This is a genomic window from Pseudomonas sp. GD04019 (genome assembly GCF_029837695.1).
Taxonomy (GTDB): Bacteria; Pseudomonadota; Gammaproteobacteria; order Pseudomonadales; family Pseudomonadaceae; genus Aquipseudomonas.
On the sequence record NZ_JAOEEA010000010.1, the window covers coordinates 178,253 to 195,142 of the forward strand.

General features: G+C 65.1%; 16 protein-coding genes. 10 read left to right on the top strand and 6 right to left on the bottom strand.

Features of this window, described 5'->3' with window-relative positions; genetic code table 11:
- The first annotated feature begins 188 nt into the window (after nucleotides 1-188).
- The 9 genes from N7607_RS17040 to N7607_RS17080 all read left to right on the top strand — a co-directional run bounded on the left by N7607_RS17040 (nucleotide 189) and on the right by N7607_RS17080 (nucleotide 10,138).
- The gene (locus tag N7607_RS17040) at nucleotides 189-440 is read left to right on the top strand and encodes an acyl carrier protein (protein WP_279866108.1); all 252 of its coding nucleotides are present in this window, start codon (nucleotides 189-191) and stop codon (nucleotides 438-440) included.
- 6 nt (nucleotides 441-446) lie between these two features.
- Nucleotides 447-3,071 carry an aminotransferase class III-fold pyridoxal phosphate-dependent enzyme gene (locus tag N7607_RS17045; protein ID WP_279866109.1) on the top strand — a complete coding sequence of 875 codons (2,625 nt, stop codon included), beginning with the start codon at nucleotides 447-449 and terminating at the stop codon, nucleotides 3,069-3,071.
- A gap of 27 nt (nucleotides 3,072-3,098) precedes the next feature.
- On the top strand, nucleotides 3,099-4,250 hold the full coding sequence (locus N7607_RS17050; protein WP_279866110.1) for an acyl-CoA/acyl-ACP dehydrogenase: 1,152 nt from the start codon (nucleotides 3,099-3,101) through the stop codon (nucleotides 4,248-4,250).
- Nucleotides 4,251-4,321: 71 nt separating this feature from the next.
- Nucleotides 4,322-5,629 (top strand): fatty acid desaturase, encoded by a 1,308-nt coding sequence (locus tag N7607_RS17055; protein WP_279866111.1) that lies wholly within the window; start codon nucleotides 4,322-4,324, stop codon nucleotides 5,627-5,629.
- A gap of 7 nt (nucleotides 5,630-5,636) precedes the next feature.
- Nucleotides 5,637-6,689 carry a ferredoxin--NADP reductase gene (locus tag N7607_RS17060; RefSeq protein WP_279866112.1) on the top strand — a complete coding sequence of 351 codons (1,053 nt, stop codon included), beginning with the start codon at nucleotides 5,637-5,639 and terminating at the stop codon, nucleotides 6,687-6,689.
- Nucleotides 6,690-6,715: 26 nt separating this feature from the next.
- The gene (locus N7607_RS17065; RefSeq protein WP_279866113.1) at nucleotides 6,716-7,684 is read left to right on the top strand and encodes a fatty acid desaturase; all 969 of its coding nucleotides are present in this window, start codon (nucleotides 6,716-6,718) and stop codon (nucleotides 7,682-7,684) included.
- A gap of 10 nt (nucleotides 7,685-7,694) precedes the next feature.
- Entirely contained in the window at nucleotides 7,695-8,186 is a 492-nt protein-coding gene (locus tag N7607_RS17070; protein ID WP_279866114.1) for an HIT family protein, read from the top strand.
- A gap of 42 nt (nucleotides 8,187-8,228) precedes the next feature.
- The gene (locus N7607_RS17075; RefSeq protein WP_279866115.1) at nucleotides 8,229-9,731 is read left to right on the top strand and encodes an NAD(P)/FAD-dependent oxidoreductase; all 1,503 of its coding nucleotides are present in this window, start codon (nucleotides 8,229-8,231) and stop codon (nucleotides 9,729-9,731) included.
- A 26-nt stretch (nucleotides 9,732-9,757) separates the two neighbouring features.
- The gene (locus tag N7607_RS17080; RefSeq protein WP_279866116.1) at nucleotides 9,758-10,138 is read left to right on the top strand and encodes a hypothetical protein; all 381 of its coding nucleotides are present in this window, start codon (nucleotides 9,758-9,760) and stop codon (nucleotides 10,136-10,138) included.
- A gap of 40 nt (nucleotides 10,139-10,178) precedes the next feature.
- Here N7607_RS17080 and N7607_RS17085 read toward each other — a convergent pair whose 3' ends face one another.
- The 4 genes from N7607_RS17085 to N7607_RS17100 form a co-directional block, all read right to left on the bottom strand.
- Nucleotides 10,179-11,618 carry a PLP-dependent aminotransferase family protein gene (locus N7607_RS17085; RefSeq protein WP_279866118.1) on the bottom strand — a complete coding sequence of 480 codons (1,440 nt, stop codon included), beginning with the start codon at nucleotides 11,616-11,618 and terminating at the stop codon, nucleotides 10,179-10,181.
- 197 nt (nucleotides 11,619-11,815) lie between these two features.
- Nucleotides 11,816-12,622: an OmpA family protein gene (locus N7607_RS17090; RefSeq protein WP_279866119.1), complete on the bottom strand. Its 807-nt coding sequence runs from the start codon at nucleotides 12,620-12,622 to the stop codon at nucleotides 11,816-11,818.
- Complete coding sequence (locus N7607_RS17095; protein ID WP_279866130.1) at nucleotides 12,622-12,942, bottom strand: DUF4398 domain-containing protein; 321 nt, start codon at nucleotides 12,940-12,942, stop codon at nucleotides 12,622-12,624. The genes N7607_RS17090 and N7607_RS17095 overlap by 1 nt, the downstream gene beginning before the upstream one ends.
- 26 nt (nucleotides 12,943-12,968) lie before the next feature.
- Entirely contained in the window at nucleotides 12,969-13,799 is an 831-nt protein-coding gene (locus tag N7607_RS17100; RefSeq protein ID WP_279866120.1) for a transporter substrate-binding domain-containing protein, read from the bottom strand.
- Between the two features lie 118 nt (nucleotides 13,800-13,917).
- Here N7607_RS17100 and N7607_RS17105 point away from each other — a divergent pair, with 118 nt between their 5' ends.
- Complete coding sequence (locus N7607_RS17105; protein WP_279866121.1) at nucleotides 13,918-14,841, top strand: alpha/beta fold hydrolase; 924 nt, start codon at nucleotides 13,918-13,920, stop codon at nucleotides 14,839-14,841.
- 68 nt (nucleotides 14,842-14,909) lie between these two features.
- On the opposite strand, the gene N7607_RS17110 is transcribed toward N7607_RS17105, so the two are convergent.
- Complete coding sequence (locus tag N7607_RS17110; protein ID WP_279866122.1) at nucleotides 14,910-15,839, bottom strand: FAD-binding protein; 930 nt, start codon at nucleotides 15,837-15,839, stop codon at nucleotides 14,910-14,912.
- Nucleotides 15,840-16,589 carry an electron transfer flavoprotein subunit beta/FixA family protein gene (locus tag N7607_RS17115; RefSeq protein WP_279866123.1) on the bottom strand — a complete coding sequence of 250 codons (750 nt, stop codon included), beginning with the start codon at nucleotides 16,587-16,589 and terminating at the stop codon, nucleotides 15,840-15,842.
- Nucleotides 16,590-16,890 lie beyond the last annotated feature (301 nt).

The window sequence follows — 16,890 nt, forward strand, 5'->3', positions numbered from 1 at the left end:
CAACATCGCAACTCCCAAGTGATATCCCACAAGGAAACACTTGTCCTCGAGAGTAATTCCGCAAGCACCATAAAAATAACTATTCGTGCCCTCGGGCATTCTTGCCGCTGCGCTTACAACACCCAAGTCTTATTCCACTTCGTGGCGATATGGACCTTTTATATGGACAGGGAACTTGTGGAGGACATGTGCATATTGACGAGATAACCGCCTCTGTCACGGCAACCGTGGCTGGGCTACTGGAACTCGATTCGAGCTCCCTCGATCTGGAGCGCTCGTTCCACGAGATGGGCGTCGACTCGGTGCTCATCGTCGGGCTCTCCGCCGAGTTCGAGGATCTCTTCGGCATCTCGCTGGACCCCGAGTTCGCCTACCAGCATGACAGCGTGCGCAAGATCAGCGCGCACCTGCATTCCGTCATCACCGCGGATGCGAGGTAAGCCAGCATGAGCCCTTCCCTGATCAACCGCACCCGCCAGGAACTGCTCGACTTCGCCGGTCTCGACGAGACGGTGACCAGTGCCCAAGGCACCCGCATCACCACCGAGAGCGGACACACGCTGATCGACTTCGTCGGCCAGTTCGGCGCCGTACCCTTTGGCTACGGCGCGCCGCAGATTCGCGAGGCGGCCATCGCCTTCCTCGACTCCGGCCTGCCCTCCTTCATCCAGCCGCTGGGCAACCCGCTGGCCGAACAACTGGCCGCGCGCCTGATCGAGATCGCCCCCGGCGAAATGGCCAGGGTCAGCTTCGCCACCAGCGGCGCCGAGACGGTTGAAGCCGCCATCAAACTGGCGCGCGCCGCCACCAACCGCGAGCTGATCGTCGGCACCCACACCGGTTTCCACGGCAAGACTCAGGGCGCCGTGGGCGTGACCGGCAAGCCGGTCTACCGTGAGCCCTTCCATATCCGCGGCAACGGTTTCACCCACGTGTCCTATGGCGACCTGGAGGCCCTCGAAGCCGTATTGAAGGAGCAGCGCGTCGCCGCCTTCTTCGTCGAGGCGGTGCAAGGCGAGGCCGGCATGATCACCCCGCCTGCTGGCTACCTGCTGGCCGCGCAGAACCTGTGCCGCAAGCACGGCGCCCTGTTCGTACTGGACGAGATCCAGACCGGCCTGGGCCGCACCGGCCAGCTGTTCGCCGCCGAAGCCAACGGCCTCACCCCTGACATGCTGCTGCTGGCCAAGGCGCTGGGCGGCGGCCTGGTGCCGATCGGTGCCTGCATCTACGGCGAACAGTGCTGGAGTCGCGACTTCGACCGCCACCACAGCTCCACTTTCGGCGTGAACGGTTTCACCGCAGCCATCGGCCTGGCGGTGGTCGAGCACCTCACCGCCAACGACCGCGCCGTGGTGCGTCAGGCGGCCGAACGCGGCGCCTATCTGCGAACCCGCCTGGAAAACCTGGTGCAGAGCTACCCGCAGGTGTTCGAGAGCCTCGACGGCCGTGGCCTGATGCTCGGCCTCAAGTTCCGCCGCTGGTCCGGCGAGCGCCTCTACACCCTGTCGCTGGCCAGTGCCTTCGGCGCCCTGGTACCCATCGTCTGCGGCTACCTGAAGACCCGCCACGGCGTGTACTGCCTGCCGACCCTCAACGAGGGCAACGTGCTGCGCATCCAGCCGCCGCTGAGCATCGACCAGGACGATATCGACGTGCTGGTGGACGGCCTGACCGCCGCCGCCGAGCTGATCGCCCACGACCAGCAGCATCGCCTGATCCTCGAGGCCCAGGGCTTCCCGGCACAGCGCGGCCCGCTGGCCAAATGGTCGGCGCCCAGCGCCAGCAAGCCGCGCAGCCACGACCGCGGCGGCCGCTGCCTGGGACGCTTCGCCTTCCTGCTGCACCCCACCACCCAGGAGAGCGTCAACGGCGACAACATAGTCGACGCCCTCGGCGTGGTCGGTGAAGAGAAGGCCTTCATGCAGGATTGGCTGAGCGAATTCTCCGACTGGGCCAAGCCCGATCTGGACGCCGGCGTGTCCTTCCATGTCCGGCAGATCTACAACGACCAGGGCGACTACGTGGAAGGCTGGCTGGTCGGCAGCCTGCTGCAGCCGCGCGATCTGATGCGCCTGAGCCTGGGCAAGCGGCGCAAGCTGATCGACAACTACCTGGACGCGGTGCGCCCGCTGGGCGTCGACTTCGTCGGCCTCGGCGCCTACACCTCGGTGATCTCCAACGCCGGCCTGGATGTGGTCAACGACCGCTTCCACACCACCACCGGCAACAGCCTTACCGCCATGGTCGGCGTCGACGCCCTGCTCAGCACCTGCGCCAACCGCGGCGCTCCGCTGGCCAAGCGCCTGACCGGGGTGATCGGTGCCTACGGCTCGGTGGGTCGCCTGGCCAGCCTGCGCCTGGGCAAGTTCACCGAACACCTGGTGCTGCTCGGCAACGCGGCCAATCAGGGTGCCATGCACGAGCTGCGGCTGGTCGGTGGCGAGCTGTATGCCACGGCCCTGCGCGGCATCCACAGCGGGCATCCGAGCGGCATCGGCAAGCCCCTCGCCGCTCTGCTGTCGGCACAACAGGTGGAGCAACTGCTCGACCGCGATCTGGGCGACGACGCCCAGCTGCGCGAGCTGTTCGACACCGTCGATGCCCTGGTGCGCGAACACAATGGCGTGCAACCGCCGGTGGTGGTCGCCTCCGACCTGGCCCACTGGCTACCGAAGCTGGAGGCCGTGCTCTCGGCCACCTCCAACGGCTCCGCCTTCATCGACCCGGCCGCGCTGCACCACAACGCGATCATCTGCGACTGCGCGCAGCCGCCGGATATCGGCCATTCCTCGCTGCCACAGCGCCCGGATGTGACGGTCATCGAGGGTGGTCTGATCCACCTGCCCGAACGTGGCTACCGCTTCGGCAACCAGAACCTCACCGACCTGCCCACCGGCGTGACCTTCAGCTGCCTGGCCGAAACCATGGTGCTGACCATGGCCGGCAAGACGCGCGACTACAGCATCGGCAAGCGCCCACCGCTGGAAGAGGCCGAGGCCATCTTCGAGCTGGCCCTGAACTTCGGTTTCGCCCCCGCCGTCGAGCAACTGGTCGAGATGGCCGGATAACCACAAGAACAACTCGAGAACTATCCCATGTCGATGAAACACGCACGAAGCGTCACCGAAGCCCGCCTGCCGGGCCTGATCGCCGCACTCGAAGCACGCGGCCGCATGGCGCTGGAGAAGGCAGATTCCAGCGAGCTGTGCGAGCTGTTCCGCCGCTACAAGGCCGCCGGCCTGATCATCCCCGAAACCTACGGCGGCCTCGGCGCCTCGCCGCGCGAGACGGTGGAGATACTGCGTGCGGTCGGCGCCCTGTGCCCGTCGCTGGCAGTGATGATGACCATGCACCACCACACCATCGCCACCATCGTGCAGCTCGGCGGCCTGATTCCGGCGGCGGACGAGCTGCTCTACGGCATCTGCCAGGACCAGCTGCTGATCGCCTCGGCCTTCGCCGAAGGCAAGGTCGGCGCGGAGATCTTCAACACCAGCGTCAAGGTCACTCCGGTCGAGGGCGGCTATCGGCTGCGCGGCACCAAGAAGCCCTGCACCATGAGCCACAACATGGACGTGATCGTGGTCGGCGTGGCCCGCGAGAACGATGACGGCAGCATCACCCAGGGCTTCGCCGTGGTGTTCAACGACGGCAACGGGGTATCCCGCGAGCGCTTCTGGAACACCCCGGTGCTGCAGGCCGCCGACAGCAACGCGCTGGTATTCGACGACGTGTTCGTACCCGCCGAGCGCATGCTGCTGGCCGAGGCCGTGGACGACGAAGCGGTGGCCGCCTCCGCCCAGGAAACCTCGCTGTCCGGCCTGTGCTGGTTCCAGCTGATGGTCGGCGGCACCTACCTGGGCGTGGCTTCCGCGCTGGTCGAGCTGCTGCTGAAGAAACGCCACACCGAGGATGCCCCGCTGGCCCAGCTGGCCATCGAGCTGGAAGGCGCGCACCAGGCCCTGGTCGGCGCGGCCCGTGACCTGGAAGAACAGCGCGCCGCCGACGAGGCCAGCTACAGCAAGGCGCTGTGCACGCGCTTCATGGTCCAGGGCACCATCGAGCGCTCCACCAACCTGGCAGTGGAGTTGCTGGGCGGCATGGCCTTCATCGCCTCCGACGAAGTCGCCTACCTGCTGGCCGCCTCCCGGGCGATCTGCTTCCACCCGATCTCCCGCGCCGCCGCCACACCGCTGCTCGCGGCGTACCTGCGGGACTCGGCAGCCGCACCGGCGGCGCAAGGCTAAGGCGCTGCGTCGCGCCGACCGAGGTCGGCGCGAAGCGATGATTCACATGACTCAGCAGGAAGCCTGACATCATGGCGACGACAGACACGCTCTATCCGGTGCGGCCGGGCAACATCCATCCGCTGTTCCACTTCTTCGCCATTCCGCTGTTCGCCGTGCTGCTGGTGTTCAACGCCGCGGCCATCGGCGTGATCCTCGCCATGGCGCTGACGCTGCAGCTGGGCCGGCGCATTCTGCAGGCGATTCCCGGTGTCTCCGCCCTCGGTGGCGTCATCACGGACACCTATCACGCTCAGGTCCAGCGCCTGGCCAACCGGGTGCTGAAGGACCCGCGCGACGAGCCCATCCTGGCCGCGGCCATCACCCTTGGCCTGACCGCCATCCCGATCTTCATCGCCCAGCTGGTTATCGTGGAGATCTCCTGGCCGCTGGTGCTGGGCTTCTACGCCTGTGTCTACGGCCCGAACATCCGCGCCTTCGTGCGTTCGTTCAGCTCCATGCACCAGGAAGGCCACAAGGTCGGCGGCCTGTTCAAGCGCGCCAGCCTGGTGGAGAAGTGGACCGGCAACTCCTTCCTCTACATGTTCTTCGCCATCCCCATGGGCCTGACCCCGCATGCGGCGGCGCACCTGCAGCAGCATCACCGGGAAAACGCCGGCCCGCTGGATGTCTACGCCACCGCCCGCTACGACCACGCCAACGCCTGGCACTTCATCGTCTACATGGTGCGCGAGGTGATGTACCAGCAGCTGCTGGTGTCGCCGTACCTGTACTTCCGCAGCAAGCGCAAGCCGGCGCAGATGCGCAGCATGATCGTCGGCAACCTGCTGCACCTGGCCCTGTTCGCCCTGCTGGCGCTCTACAGCTTGCCGATCGCGGTGCTGTACATGCTGGTGCCCTGGTGCGCGAGCAACTTCCTGATGGGCGTCATCCACTGGAGCCAGCATGCCTTCTACGGCGGCCAGCAGGACCCGAAAGACTTCATGTACAACACCGTGACCCTGCTGGAAAAACCGGTGAACACCCTCAACGAGGGCTACCACGTCTGCCACCACCACTGGGAGAACGTGCACTGGTCGGAGAGCCCGGCACTGTTCGAGCGCATCAAGCCGGAGATGAAGGCCGCGCAGTCCCTGGTGTTCCGCGACCTCAGCGTGCTCGACCTGTTCCTCATGCTGATGCTGCGCCGCTTCGACGCGCTGGCCGACAAGCTGGACTGGTGGGAGCCGCTGTCCCAGGCCGAGAAGGTGGCCCTGCTCAAGCGCCGGGTCGCCCCCGCGCCCATCGCCGAGCACGAACAGGCCTACCAGCAGAACGCCGCCGGCCACCAGGCCGCGCCACGCCCTCTGCACTTCCCCCAGCAACCACAGCGGACGTGACCTCGCCATGAGCAAAGCACTGACCCTGAAAGTGGCCTACATCGAGCGGGAAACCGAGGATGCCGTGACCATCCACCTCAAGCAGCCGCTGCTGAGGAAGATCCGCTACACCGCCGGCCAGTACCTGACCCTGGAAGTCGACGTGGATGGCGACGGCGCCAAGGGCTGCCGGGCCTACTCCATCAGCAGCACGCCGGGCCTGGACAAGACCCTGTCGATCACGGTCAAGCGCATCGCCGGCGGCAAAGTATCCAACCGCCTGGTGCAGCAGCTGGCCGCCGGCGACGCGGTGCAGACCCTGGGCGCCCACGGCCGCTTCACCTTCGCTCCGCAGGCGGGCAAGCGCCGCCACCTGGTGCTGTTCGCCGCCGGTAGCGGCATCACGCCGATCTTCTCCATCCTCAAGTCGGCCCTACACTTCGAGGCGGACTCGCGGGTGTCGCTGATCTATGGCAACCGCAACACCGACTCGGTGATCTTCCGCGACAAGCTGGAGCATCTGCAGCGCCTGTTCGGCGAGCGCCTGAACCTGCTGCACGTGCTGTCCCAGCCGGAGTCGCCCCACCCGCACAGCGGCCGCCTGACCCGCCAGCGCGTCGGCGAAATCCTCCAGGCACTACCGAATCCGCCGGGCTACACCATCGAGTACTACGCCTGCGGCCCCAACGGCATGATGGATGAAGTGACCGAAGCCCTGCAGGCCATGGGCGTGCCTGCCGAAGCGGTGCACATGGAGAGCTTCACCCCGGCCAAGGCCAGCACCCAGCCGCCGGCGCAGTCCAACGCGCCGAAGCAGGTGCAACTGCTGATGCAGGGCCAGGAATTCAGCTTCGCCGTGCCGCCGGGCCAGACCATTCTCGAGGCCGCCCTGGCCAACGGCGTACAACCGCCCTTCTCCTGCCGCAGCGGCTTCTGCACGGCCTGCATCTGCACCAAGCTGTCCGGCGAAGTGGAGATGCGCGAGGACCACGGCCTGTCCTCGGCCGAACTGAAGATGGGCCACGCGCTCATGTGCATCGGCTATCCGGCGACGGACGATGTGCGACTGCAGGTCGAGTAACCCAGAACAACTCCAGGAAGGTGGACGTGGTGGATAGAGAAGCGATTCTGGCGGCACAAGACGAGATCCGCCTGGCCAAGCGCGCGGAGCTCAAGGTCGACCGCGAGCGCCAGGCGCAGCTGCTGGCCCTGCAACAGCCCGACCCGGTCAGGTTCCTGCTCTGGTCAGCGCTGCACGTGGCAGTGTGGGTCGCCGGCGCCGCCGCCATCCTGCTCAGCGAGCACTGGCTGGTGCAGCTGCTCGCCGTGCTGGTACTCGGCAACCAGATGCACGCCTTCACCATCCTGCAGCACGACTGCGGCCACCAGAACGCCTTCCGCTCCAGCCTCTGCAACCTCTGGGCCGGGCGCTTCTTCGCCTGGTTCATCGTCTTCCCCTACTCCTCCTTCACCGAGTGCCACAAGCACCACCACCGCTACCTGGGCGATGCGGACAAGGACCCGGACGAGTGGAACTACGCCGGCGGCGTGAAGTGGATGTTCCTGCGCATCGCCGTGTTCGTGCCGCGCTTCACCTACTTCTCCCTGGTGCGCTACGGCAGCAAGGTACGTAACCTGGTGCTGCGCGAGCTGGTGTTCAACCTGCTGACGATGGTGGCGCTCGGCGTCTGGTTCGCCAGCATGGGCATGCTCTACCAGTTCGTGCTGATCTTCATCCTGCCGGTACTGCTGCTGGCGCTGCTGATCAACCCGATCTCGCGCGGCTACGAGCACTTCCCGATGGCCACACTCGGCAGCGAGGACGAGCAGCGCCTGGACCTGGCACACAACACCATCACCATTCCTAGCCGCGTGCTCAGCCTGATCTGGGCCAACATCAACTACCACGTCGAGCACCACGTCTATCCGGGCGTGCCGTTCTTCAACCTGCACAAGGTCCACGCGCTGCTCGACAACAAGCCGTTCCTGCGCGACCGCTGGCTGCTCGCCCGCCTCTTCGCCCGTCAGCCGCAGGAGCCTCGCCACGGGGCTGCTCCAGCCGCCGATGCCAGCTGAGGAGATGGCCATGGACTGTATGTTCTGCAAGATCGCCGCGGGCAGCGAGCGCTCGGTAAAGGTTTACGAGGACGAGCACTGCTTCGCCTTCATGGACATCCACCCGCTGGGCCAGGGCCACGTGCTGCTGATTCCGCGCCAGCACGTGGAGACCCTCGACCAGCTGCCGGCCGCCACCCGCCAGCATCTCTACCTGAAGTTCGACCAGCTGCTCGCCGCCCAGCGCCGCGCCGGTTTCGGCGTCGAGGGCTCGCACCTGATCGTCAACGACGGCAAGGCCAGCAACCAGCACATTCCCCATGCACACCTGCACCTGATTCCGCGCAAGCGCGGCGACGGTCTGGGCTTCGGCTGGCGCATGTTCCTGCACTTCACCGGCCTGTTCGGCCCGCGCACCGGCCAGGACATCCTGCTGCTGCAGGCGGACGCCATCGCCGCGCAGATCGAGCAGCCCGCCCGGACGCGTGCGCCGGCCGACGAGGCGCTGGCTCAGGTCCGTTGAGCTTCCCGCGCGATAGAAACCCCAGCAGCGACAGAGAAGAAGATGACTGCACAGCTCAACGCGTCCCTGACTGCGGAGAAGGTCTACCGGGTCCTGATCATCGGCGCCGGCTTCTCCGGCATCGGCATGGCCGTGCGCCTCAAGCAGCGCGGCGAGAAGGACTTCGTGGTGTACGAGAAGGAGGCCGGCGTCGGCGGCACCTGGTGGGTCAATCAGTATCCCGGCTGCGCCTGCGATATCCCCTCGCACCTCTACTCGTTCTCCTTCGAGCCGAACCCGGACTGGTCGCGGCGCTTCTCGCCGCAGCCGGAGATTCGCGGCTACCTGGCGCATTGCGCGAACAAGTACCAGCTGCTGCCGCATATCCAGTTCAAGCGCGAGGTCGCTTCGTTGCGCTGGCTGGAGAAGCGCGCGCTGTGGCAGATCACCGATGGCGCGGGTCAGGTGGTGTTCGCCCGCTTCGTGGTCGCCGGCACCGGCGCCCTGTCCACGCCCGACTACCCGAACATCGCCGGCCTGCAGCGCTTTCGCGGGCGCGTGTTCCACTCCCAGCACTGGGACCACGACTACGACCTCAACGGCAAGCGCATCGGCGTGATCGGCACCGGCGCCTCGGCCATCCAGTTCATTCCCGAGATCCAGCCGGCGGCGGCTGCACTCAGCGTGTTCCAGCGCACCCCGCCGTGGATCATCCCCAAGCCGGACCGCGGTTTCTCGCGCTTCGAGCGTGGCCTGCTGCGCCGCTTCCCGCGCCTGCAGAAGCTGGTCAGAAGCCTCACCTACGCCACCCACGAGACCCGCGCCCTGGGCTTCGCCTTCAATCCGAAGTTGATGGCCTTCCACCGCTTCCTGGCCCTCAACATGCTGCGCCGCCAGGTCCGCGATCCGGAGCTGCGCCGCCAACTGACGCCGCGCTACGCCATCGGCTGCAAGCGCATCCTGATCTCCAACGACTACTACCCGGCCATCACCCAGGCCAATGTCAGCCTGGTGACCCAGGGCATCCGCGAGATCGACGAAGACGCGGTGATCACCGAGGACGGCCAACGCCACCCAGTCGACCTGCTGATCCTCGGCACCGGCTTCAAGGCCAGCACGCCCTTCCCGCGCGGGATGATCTTCGGCCGCGACGGCCAGGACATTCTCGATACCTGGAGCCAGGGCCCCGAGGCCTACAAGGGCACTACGGTGGCGGGCTTCCCCAACCTGTTCCTGCTGATGGGCCCCAACACCGGGCTCGGCCACAACTCCATCGTCTACATGATCGAATCACAGGTCGCCTACATCCTCGGCGCCCTGGATACCCTGGAGGCCCAGGGGGCGAGCAGCCTGGATATCCAGCCTCAGGTCCAGGAGCGCTTCAACGCGGCGCTGCGCAACCGCATGCAGGGCGCGGTGTGGGACGTCGGCAACTGCCGCAGCTGGTACAAGCACGCGGAGAGCGGGCGCAACGTGGTGATCTGGCCGGGCTTCAGTTGGAGCTTCCGCCGCGCGACCCGAAGCTTCGACGCCGAGGCCTACCGGCTGACCGATACCACCGAGTGATCCACCTTCAGTACAAGGAAACTGTGATGAGCCCGTCCGGAAAAACCGTCTTCGCCTTTGGCTGCTACCTGCTGGTGCTGGGGGCAACGCTGCTGCTGGCGCCCAACCTGCTGCTGGCGCTGTTCGGCTTCCCACTGACCGAAGAGGTGTGGATCCGCATCGTCGGGATGCTGGTGATCTACCTGGGCATCTACTACAGCTTGGCCGGGCGCCGCGACCTGCGTTCCTTCATCGCCGCCACGGTGCCGGTGCGTGCCTCGGTGCTGGCGGTCTTCGGCGTTTTCGTCGCCACCGGCATGGTCTCGCCCATGCTGCTGGTACTCGGCGCGCCTGATCTGCTCGGCGCCTTGTGGACCTGGAAGGCGCTGCGCAGCGAGCGTTTCTCGACCGCCCTCGCCAGCACCTGAGAGACATGACCCGCCTAGCGGCGGGTCGGTTAATCGCGGCTTATTGCTGGCCGCCCGTCTCCTGACACAACTGCTTGGCCAGCATGCCGAGGGTCATGATCGCCCGCTCCGACTCGCGGTTCCACGGCACGCCACAGGTCAGGCGCAGGCAGTGGTTGAACTGCTCGGTATTACTGAAGATCATCCCCGGCGCGATGCTGATGCCCTGCTGCAGCGCCCGCACATGCAGCTCCTGGGCGCTGACCTTGCCCGGCAGACTGACCCAAAGGATGAAGCCACCATAGGGGCGGGTCATCTGCGTGCCTTCCGGGAAGTGCTGCTGCACCGCCAGCTGGTAGGCGGTCATGTTCTTGCGGTACTCCTGGCGGATGTGCCGCAGGTGGCGGTCGTAGCCACCGTTTTCCAGGTACGCGGCCACGCCCATCTGGGTCACGCTGCAGGCCGAGTGGGTACTGAAGGTCTGCAGCCGCTCCACCTCTTCCTGATAGCTGCCGGCGATGATCCAGCCAATGCGCACACCGGGCGACAGGGTCTTGGAGAAGCTCGAGCAGTACACCACTTGGTCGTCGCGATCGTGGGCCTTGAGCGCCTTGCTGCGTCCGGGTTCGAACAGCAACTCGCCGTAGATGTCGTCCTCGATCACCTGGATGCCGTGATCGCGGGTCAGACGCAGCAGTTGCTTCTGCCGCTCCTCGGGAATGCTGCCACCCAGCGGGTTGCTCAGCCGTGCGGTGAGCACCAGGGCCTTGATCGGCCACTGGTTGGCGGCCAGCTGCAGGGCCTCCAGACTGAGGCCGGTGGTCGGGTCGCTGGGGATCTCGATGACCTTGAGGCCGAGCACTTCGGCCAGTTGCAGCAGGCCGTAATAGGTCGGCGACTCGGCGGCGATCAGGTCGCCAGGCTGGGTCAGCACGCGCAGGGCCATGTGGATGGCGTCCACGCAGCCATGGGTGATCACCACCTCGGACGGATCGACCACCACGCCGGCATCGCGCATGCGGATCGCCACCTGGCGGCGCAGCGGCTCGTAACCGGGGCTGAACATGTAGCTGAAGGCGCGCGGACTCTGGAAGCGGGTGACCTTGGCCAGTTGCTGGTGCAGCGAGCGCACCGGCAGGTAGTCCACATGCGGCACCGCCGCGCCCAACGGGAACACGCCCTCCTGGCGGGACTCGGTGAGCACCTGGCTGATGATGCTGCTGCGGGTGACCATGGCCGGCCGTTCGACGCGGGCGATATCCGGGGTGGAGGCGGTCAGGCCGGCCGTCTGATGCACGTAGAAACCGGATTGCGGGCGGGCGCGGATCAGGCCCATGTCCTCCAGGTTGGCGTAGGCCTGCAGCACGGTGGCGTGGCTGACGCTGAGCTGCGAACTCATCTTGCGCACCGAAGGAACGCGCTCGCCCGGCTGATAGACACCGCGGCGGATATCCTCGGCCAGCTGCTGGGCGATGCGCTGGTAAAGCAACAAACTGGTCATGAGGAGGCTCCTTGCGCTACTGGACCGTAACAGTAGCGAAATGCGGTCAAGGCTTGACGATACAGTCAGAACATTTGCTAACGGTACAGTTTCATCTGTTCTAGCTTAGGCGCTGCTCTGCACGGCCATGATTAGACTTTGGTCTAATAAAAAACCCCGGGCCGAGGCACCGGGGTTTTTAGTTGCAGGCAGTTCGCTTAACGGTATTCGCCGAGCTTGCCAGCCTCGTCGGAGATCAATATCTCGACCCGACGGTTCTGCGCGCGCCCCTTGACCGAGGCGTTTTCCGCCAGCGGATGCGCCTCACCGTAGCCCTTCACCTGCATGCGCTTGGCGTCGATGCCGAGGTCTGCCAGTACGTCGGCCACGGCCTGGGCACGGGCCCGCGACAGCTCCAGATTTTCTGCCGCCACGCCACGGTTGTCGGTGTAGCCCTCGATGCGAATGGTGCGCCGCGGGTTGATCTGCAGGAACTGCACCAGCTTGAGGATGGTGCGGTTGGCGGAGGCTTTCAGTTCGGTACGACCGGCGTCGAACAGCACATCACCCAAGGTCATGACTAGGCCGCGATCGGTCTCGCTGGCGGCCAGGCTGACCACCTGCTCCTCCAGCCACTGGCCCTGTTGCTGGGCATTGAGCAGCTTGGCCTCGCGCAGCGCCAGTTGCAGGCGCTCGCGCTCCAGATCGAGCTTGGCCAGGCGCTCCTGGTTGAGGTTGAGATCGGCGTGCTGGCGAGCGATCTGGCTGTAGCGCTGGCTGAGGAAAGCATAGTGTTCGACGTCGTCGGCGCTGCCCCAGTAGTTGGACAGACGCTCGGCACGGGCCAGCGACTCGCCGGCACGGATCACGTCCTTGGGCGCGCTGCGCAGCACGTCCGGATCTTCCTTCACCTGCTGGAAGCTGGCCTCGGCCTCGCCCAGCACCTGCTGGCTGTGCTGGCTGGCGCAACCGCCCAGCAGGGTCAGAGACAGCAGCAGCGCGCTGCCCATAGTCATTTTCGGCATCACGGCAGCTCTCCCAGTTGCTTGCGCAGGCGGGTGAGGCGCGCGTTCAGTTCATCGAGCTGCTTCTGGCTCTTCTGGTTAAGCACCTTGGCTTCGGCGAGGCGAGCGTCGAGCTCGGCCTGTTCGGCGAACACCCGGGCGCGCTTGTAGTCCTCCTCGCCCATGTTCTTCTCGGCGCGGGCCAGCTTGCGCTCGGCCTCACGCATCTCCTCGAGTTGCGGATCTGCACCGACCGCGCGGGCCTGCTCGACGGCCTGCACGGTGAGGCGCATCTGCTCGTTCGGCGCCGGGTCGTTGGCGCAGCCAGCCAGCGCCAGCATGGCCAGGACAAGGATTAGACGTGGGTTCACTGAGAATCTTCCTGCTCTTGCGGGGGAACGTCGGCGGCTTGCAACTGCTGGGCTTTCCAGCGCTCCAGATTGCGCTGCAGGAGAGACTCAGGCAGGCCGGCGGCGGTCAATTCTGTCATCTTTTTCGCCAGCTGTCCGCGCAGCCAGGGATCGTTGCAGGCGGAGTTGTGCGACAGGGTCAGGTACAGACCTTCACTGGAGATCGGTGGCTCCAGGGTTTCCAGGTTCTCAAGCATGCCCAGGGTGTTGGCCAGCGCCACGCCAGGGTAGCGCTCGTAGATCACGTAGTCGGTGCGCCCTAGCAGCAGTTTCTGGAAGGCCTGGATCAGGCTGGGCACTTCCTCGAGGCTGAGGTTGGCCTTGGCAAAACTGTCGAACTGCTGGCCGAAACTGTTGTGCACCAGCGTGCCACCGGTACGCCCGCGCAGATCCTCCCAGCCGCTGTAGGGGAAGCCCTGGCCCTTGCGCACCCAGACCACGCTAGGCGTGCTGAAGAAGGCCGGATGCACGTAGTCCATGCTCTCCAGACGCGGCAGGGTGAGGAAGGCGCCGGCCAACAGGTCGACGCGCCCGGTGCGCACCTCGTCCTGGGCGCGAGACCAGGGGCCGGTATGGATGATCTCGATCTTCACCCCCAGTTGCTCGCCGATCAGCGCCAGCAGGTCGGCATTGGCGCCGATCAGGTGCTGCGGGCTTTGCGGGTCGCGCCACAGATAGGGCGGATACTCGGGGTTGCCGGTGGCCACCAGGCGTTCGCACTTGCCGGCGGCCGGAGCCAGACCGGGAAGCAACAGCCCCAGGAGGCCGAGGATTTTCAACGACAACATTTTTCGCATCGGAAGCACCGCTGGTATGCGTGGCAAGCGGCGGGCCTTCACCAGCCCCCGCGCTCTTCATGCTAGCGTAGCAAGCACGCCTAATAATTATTAGCGATAAGGATTCGCCATGAAAAAAATCGCCCTCGGCATCGCCCTGTTGCTGGCAGGCGCGGCCGGCGCTCTGTACCTCTCCCCTGCCGCGCTGGTGGCCGGCGTGCGGTTCGTCGAGCGCCAGCTGGCTGGCGTCTCTCCGCAGGAAATCACGGTCGACGAGCTGACCATACATTACTACGAAGGCGGGCCGGCAGACGGTGAAACACTGCTGATGATTCACGGATTCGGTGCCGATCGCGATAACTGGCTGCGCTTCTCCCGTCACCTTACCCATCGCTACCGCGTCATCGCCCTCGACCTGCCAGGCTTCGGCGAGAGCAGCAAACCGGATGCCAGCTACGATGTGGTCAGCCAGATGGAGCGCGTGCGGGCCTTTGCCAACGCTCTGCAGATCGACAAGCTGCACCTGGTCGGCAATTCCATGGGCGGACATATCGCTGCGCTGTATGCCGCGCGACATCCCGAACAAGTGCTGAGTGTCGCGCTTCTGGACAATGCCGGAGTCACCGCACCGCAGAAGAGCGAGATGATCCAGCGCCTCGAGCGCGGCGAGCCCAACCCGCTGGTGGTCCGCAGAGCCGAAGACTTCGATGCGCTGATGAACTTCGTCTTCGTCAACCCGCCGCCGCTGCCGGAGTCCCTCAAGCGCTACTTTGCCGAAAGGTCGGTGGCCAACCAGGAGCGCTACGACCGCATCTTCGCCCAGTTGCGTGGACACTATGTGCCGCTGGAACCTGAACTGCCGAACATCCAGGCGCCGACACTGGTGTTGTGGGGCGAGCAGGATCGTGCCCTGCATGTCTCCAGTATCGAGGTGATGCAACCGCTGCTGAAGAGGCCAACCGTGGTGGTGATGAAGGATTGCGGCCACGCGCCGATGATCGAGCGCCCCGAGGAAACGGCGCAGCACTATCAGGCCTTCCTCGACAGCCTGTAGAAGCCGGTCTTCCGAAAACAAAAAACCCGCTCGATGAGCGGGTTTTTTGCGAGAGCGAAGAAGCTGGATCAGACCAGTTTCTCGAGCTCCGGTACGGCTTCGAACAGGTCAGCCACCAGGCCGTAGTCAGCCACCTGGAAGATCGGGGCTTCTTCGTCCTTGTTGATAGCGACGATGACCTTGGAGTCCTTCATGCCTGCCAGGTGCTGGATGGCACCGGAGATACCGACCGCGATGTACAGCTGCGGAGCGACGATCTTGCCGGTCTGGCCAACCTGCATGTCGTTCGGCACGAAGCCGGCATCGACGGCAGCGCGGGAAGCGCCAACGGCAGCGCCCAGCTTGTCGGCCAGAGCGTACAGGTGCTTGAAGTTGTCGCCGTTCTGCATGCCTCGGCCGCCGGAAACGACGATCTTGGCAGCGGTCAGTTCCGGACGGTCGGACTTGGCCAGCTCTTCGCCAACGAAGGACGACTTGCCGGCGTCGCCGCCAGTGGCAACGGCTTCGATGGCAGCGGAGCCACCTTCGGCGGCAGCGGCGTCGAAGCCGGTGCCACGCACGGTGATCACTTTCACGGCAGCCGAGGACTGCACGGTAGCGATGGCGTTACCGGCATAGATCGGGCGCTTGAAGGTGTCGGCGCTTTCGACGGCAACGATCTCGGAGATCTGGTCGACGTCCAGCTGAGCGGCAACGCGCGGCAGGATGTTCTTACCGTTGCTGGTGGCGGCAGCCAGGATGTGGCTGTAGCCCTTGCCCAGCTCGGCAACCAGCGGAGCGACGTTCTCCGGCAGCTGATTGGCGAAGGCGGCGTTATCGGCAACCAGCACCTTGCTCACGCCAGCGATTTTGGCAGCGGCTTCGGCAGCAGCACCGGCATTGGAGCCGGCGACCAGCACGTGAATGTCACCACCGATCTTCTGAGCAGCGGCAACGGTGTTCAGAGTGGCAGCGGCCAGAGCGGCGTTAGTGTGTTCTGCAACAACCAAGATAGTCATTTAGATTACCTTCGCCTCGTTCTTCAGTTTCTCGACCAGTTCAGCCACGGACTTGACCTTGATGCCGGCGCTGCGGGCAGCAGGCGCTTCGACTTTCAGGGTCTTGACGGTGGAGGCGGTGGAAACGCCCAGGGCGTCCGGAGTCACCACGTCCAGCGGCTTCTTCTTGGCTTTCATGATGTTCGGCAGCGACGCGTAGCGCGGCTCGTTCAGACGCAGGTCGGTGGTGACGATCGCCGGCAGGGCCAGGGCAACGGTCTGCAGACCGCCGTCGATTTCGCGGGTCACGTTGACCTTGTCGCCAGCCAGTTCGACCTTGGAAGCGAAGGTACCCTGGGCGAAGCCAGTCAGGGCGCCCAGCATCTGGCCGGTCTGGTTGTTGTCGCTGTCGATGGCCTGCTTGCCCATGATGACCAGTTGCGGCTGCTCCTTGTCGACCACGGCTTTCAGCAGCTTGGCCACGGCCAAGGAGTTCAGCTCTTCATTGGTCTCAACCAGGATCGAACGATCAGCACCCAGGGCCAGAGCGGTACGCAGTTGCTCCTGAGCGGCGTTCGGGCCGATGGTGACGACGACGATCTCGCTCGCCACACCTTTTTCCTTCAGACGTACGGCCTCTTCCACGGCGATTTCGCAGAAGGGGTTCATCGACATCTTGACGTTGGCGAGGTCGACGCCGGAGTTGTCCGCCTTGACGCGGACTTTGACGTTGTAGTCGACCACTCGTTTGACAGCTACAAGAACCTTCATGGATTCCTCGTTACTCTCCGGTGAATAAGAATGTCGCCAAGGCAAGCCTGGCCGGTGATGCTAGTCGGCCGGAACCGACGGTCAGCCCATACGGCGAACGCAAAACCGCCCGTATCTTGACCGGAACGCCCTTTTCGGTCAACACGAAAAACTCCCATTTATCTGGCGCCAAGCCTTGCGCTACACGGCTTTGACAAAATTCAAACAAACGTTTGTATTGGACGTGCAAGGGGCTATATATATAATGCCCAGCGCGCAGGCCAGAGAAAGCCTAGCCATAGCCAGATCAATAACACCGAAG

Coding starts and splice junctions, on each gene's coding strand:
- N7607_RS17045 (WP_279866109.1), top strand. CDS start 447: ATGAGCCCTTCCCTGATCAACCGCACCCGCCAGGAACTGCTCGACTTC.
- N7607_RS17050 (WP_279866110.1), top strand. CDS start 3,099: ATGTCGATGAAACACGCACGAAGCGTCACCGAAGCCCGCCTGCCGGGC.
- N7607_RS17055 (WP_279866111.1), top strand. CDS start 4,322: ATGGCGACGACAGACACGCTCTATCCGGTGCGGCCGGGCAACATCCAT.
- N7607_RS17060 (WP_279866112.1), top strand. CDS start 5,637: ATGAGCAAAGCACTGACCCTGAAAGTGGCCTACATCGAGCGGGAAACC.
- N7607_RS17070 (WP_279866114.1), top strand. CDS start 7,695: ATGGACTGTATGTTCTGCAAGATCGCCGCGGGCAGCGAGCGCTCGGTA.
- N7607_RS17075 (WP_279866115.1), top strand. CDS start 8,229: ATGACTGCACAGCTCAACGCGTCCCTGACTGCGGAGAAGGTCTACCGG.
- N7607_RS17080 (WP_279866116.1), top strand. CDS start 9,758: ATGAGCCCGTCCGGAAAAACCGTCTTCGCCTTTGGCTGCTACCTGCTG.
- N7607_RS17085 (WP_279866118.1), bottom strand. CDS start 11,618: ATGACCAGTTTGTTGCTTTACCAGCGCATCGCCCAGCAGCTGGCCGAG.
- N7607_RS17090 (WP_279866119.1), bottom strand. CDS start 12,622: ATGCCGAAAATGACTATGGGCAGCGCGCTGCTGCTGTCTCTGACCCTG.
- N7607_RS17095 (WP_279866130.1), bottom strand. CDS start 12,942: ATGCTGGCGCTGGCTGGCTGCGCCAACGACCCGGCGCCGAACGAGCAG.
- N7607_RS17100 (WP_279866120.1), bottom strand. CDS start 13,799: ATGTTGTCGTTGAAAATCCTCGGCCTCCTGGGGCTGTTGCTTCCCGGT.
- N7607_RS17105 (WP_279866121.1), top strand. CDS start 13,918: ATGAAAAAAATCGCCCTCGGCATCGCCCTGTTGCTGGCAGGCGCGGCC.
- N7607_RS17110 (WP_279866122.1), bottom strand. CDS start 15,839: ATGACTATCTTGGTTGTTGCAGAACACACTAACGCCGCTCTGGCCGCT.
- N7607_RS17115 (WP_279866123.1), bottom strand. CDS start 16,589: ATGAAGGTTCTTGTAGCTGTCAAACGAGTGGTCGACTACAACGTCAAA.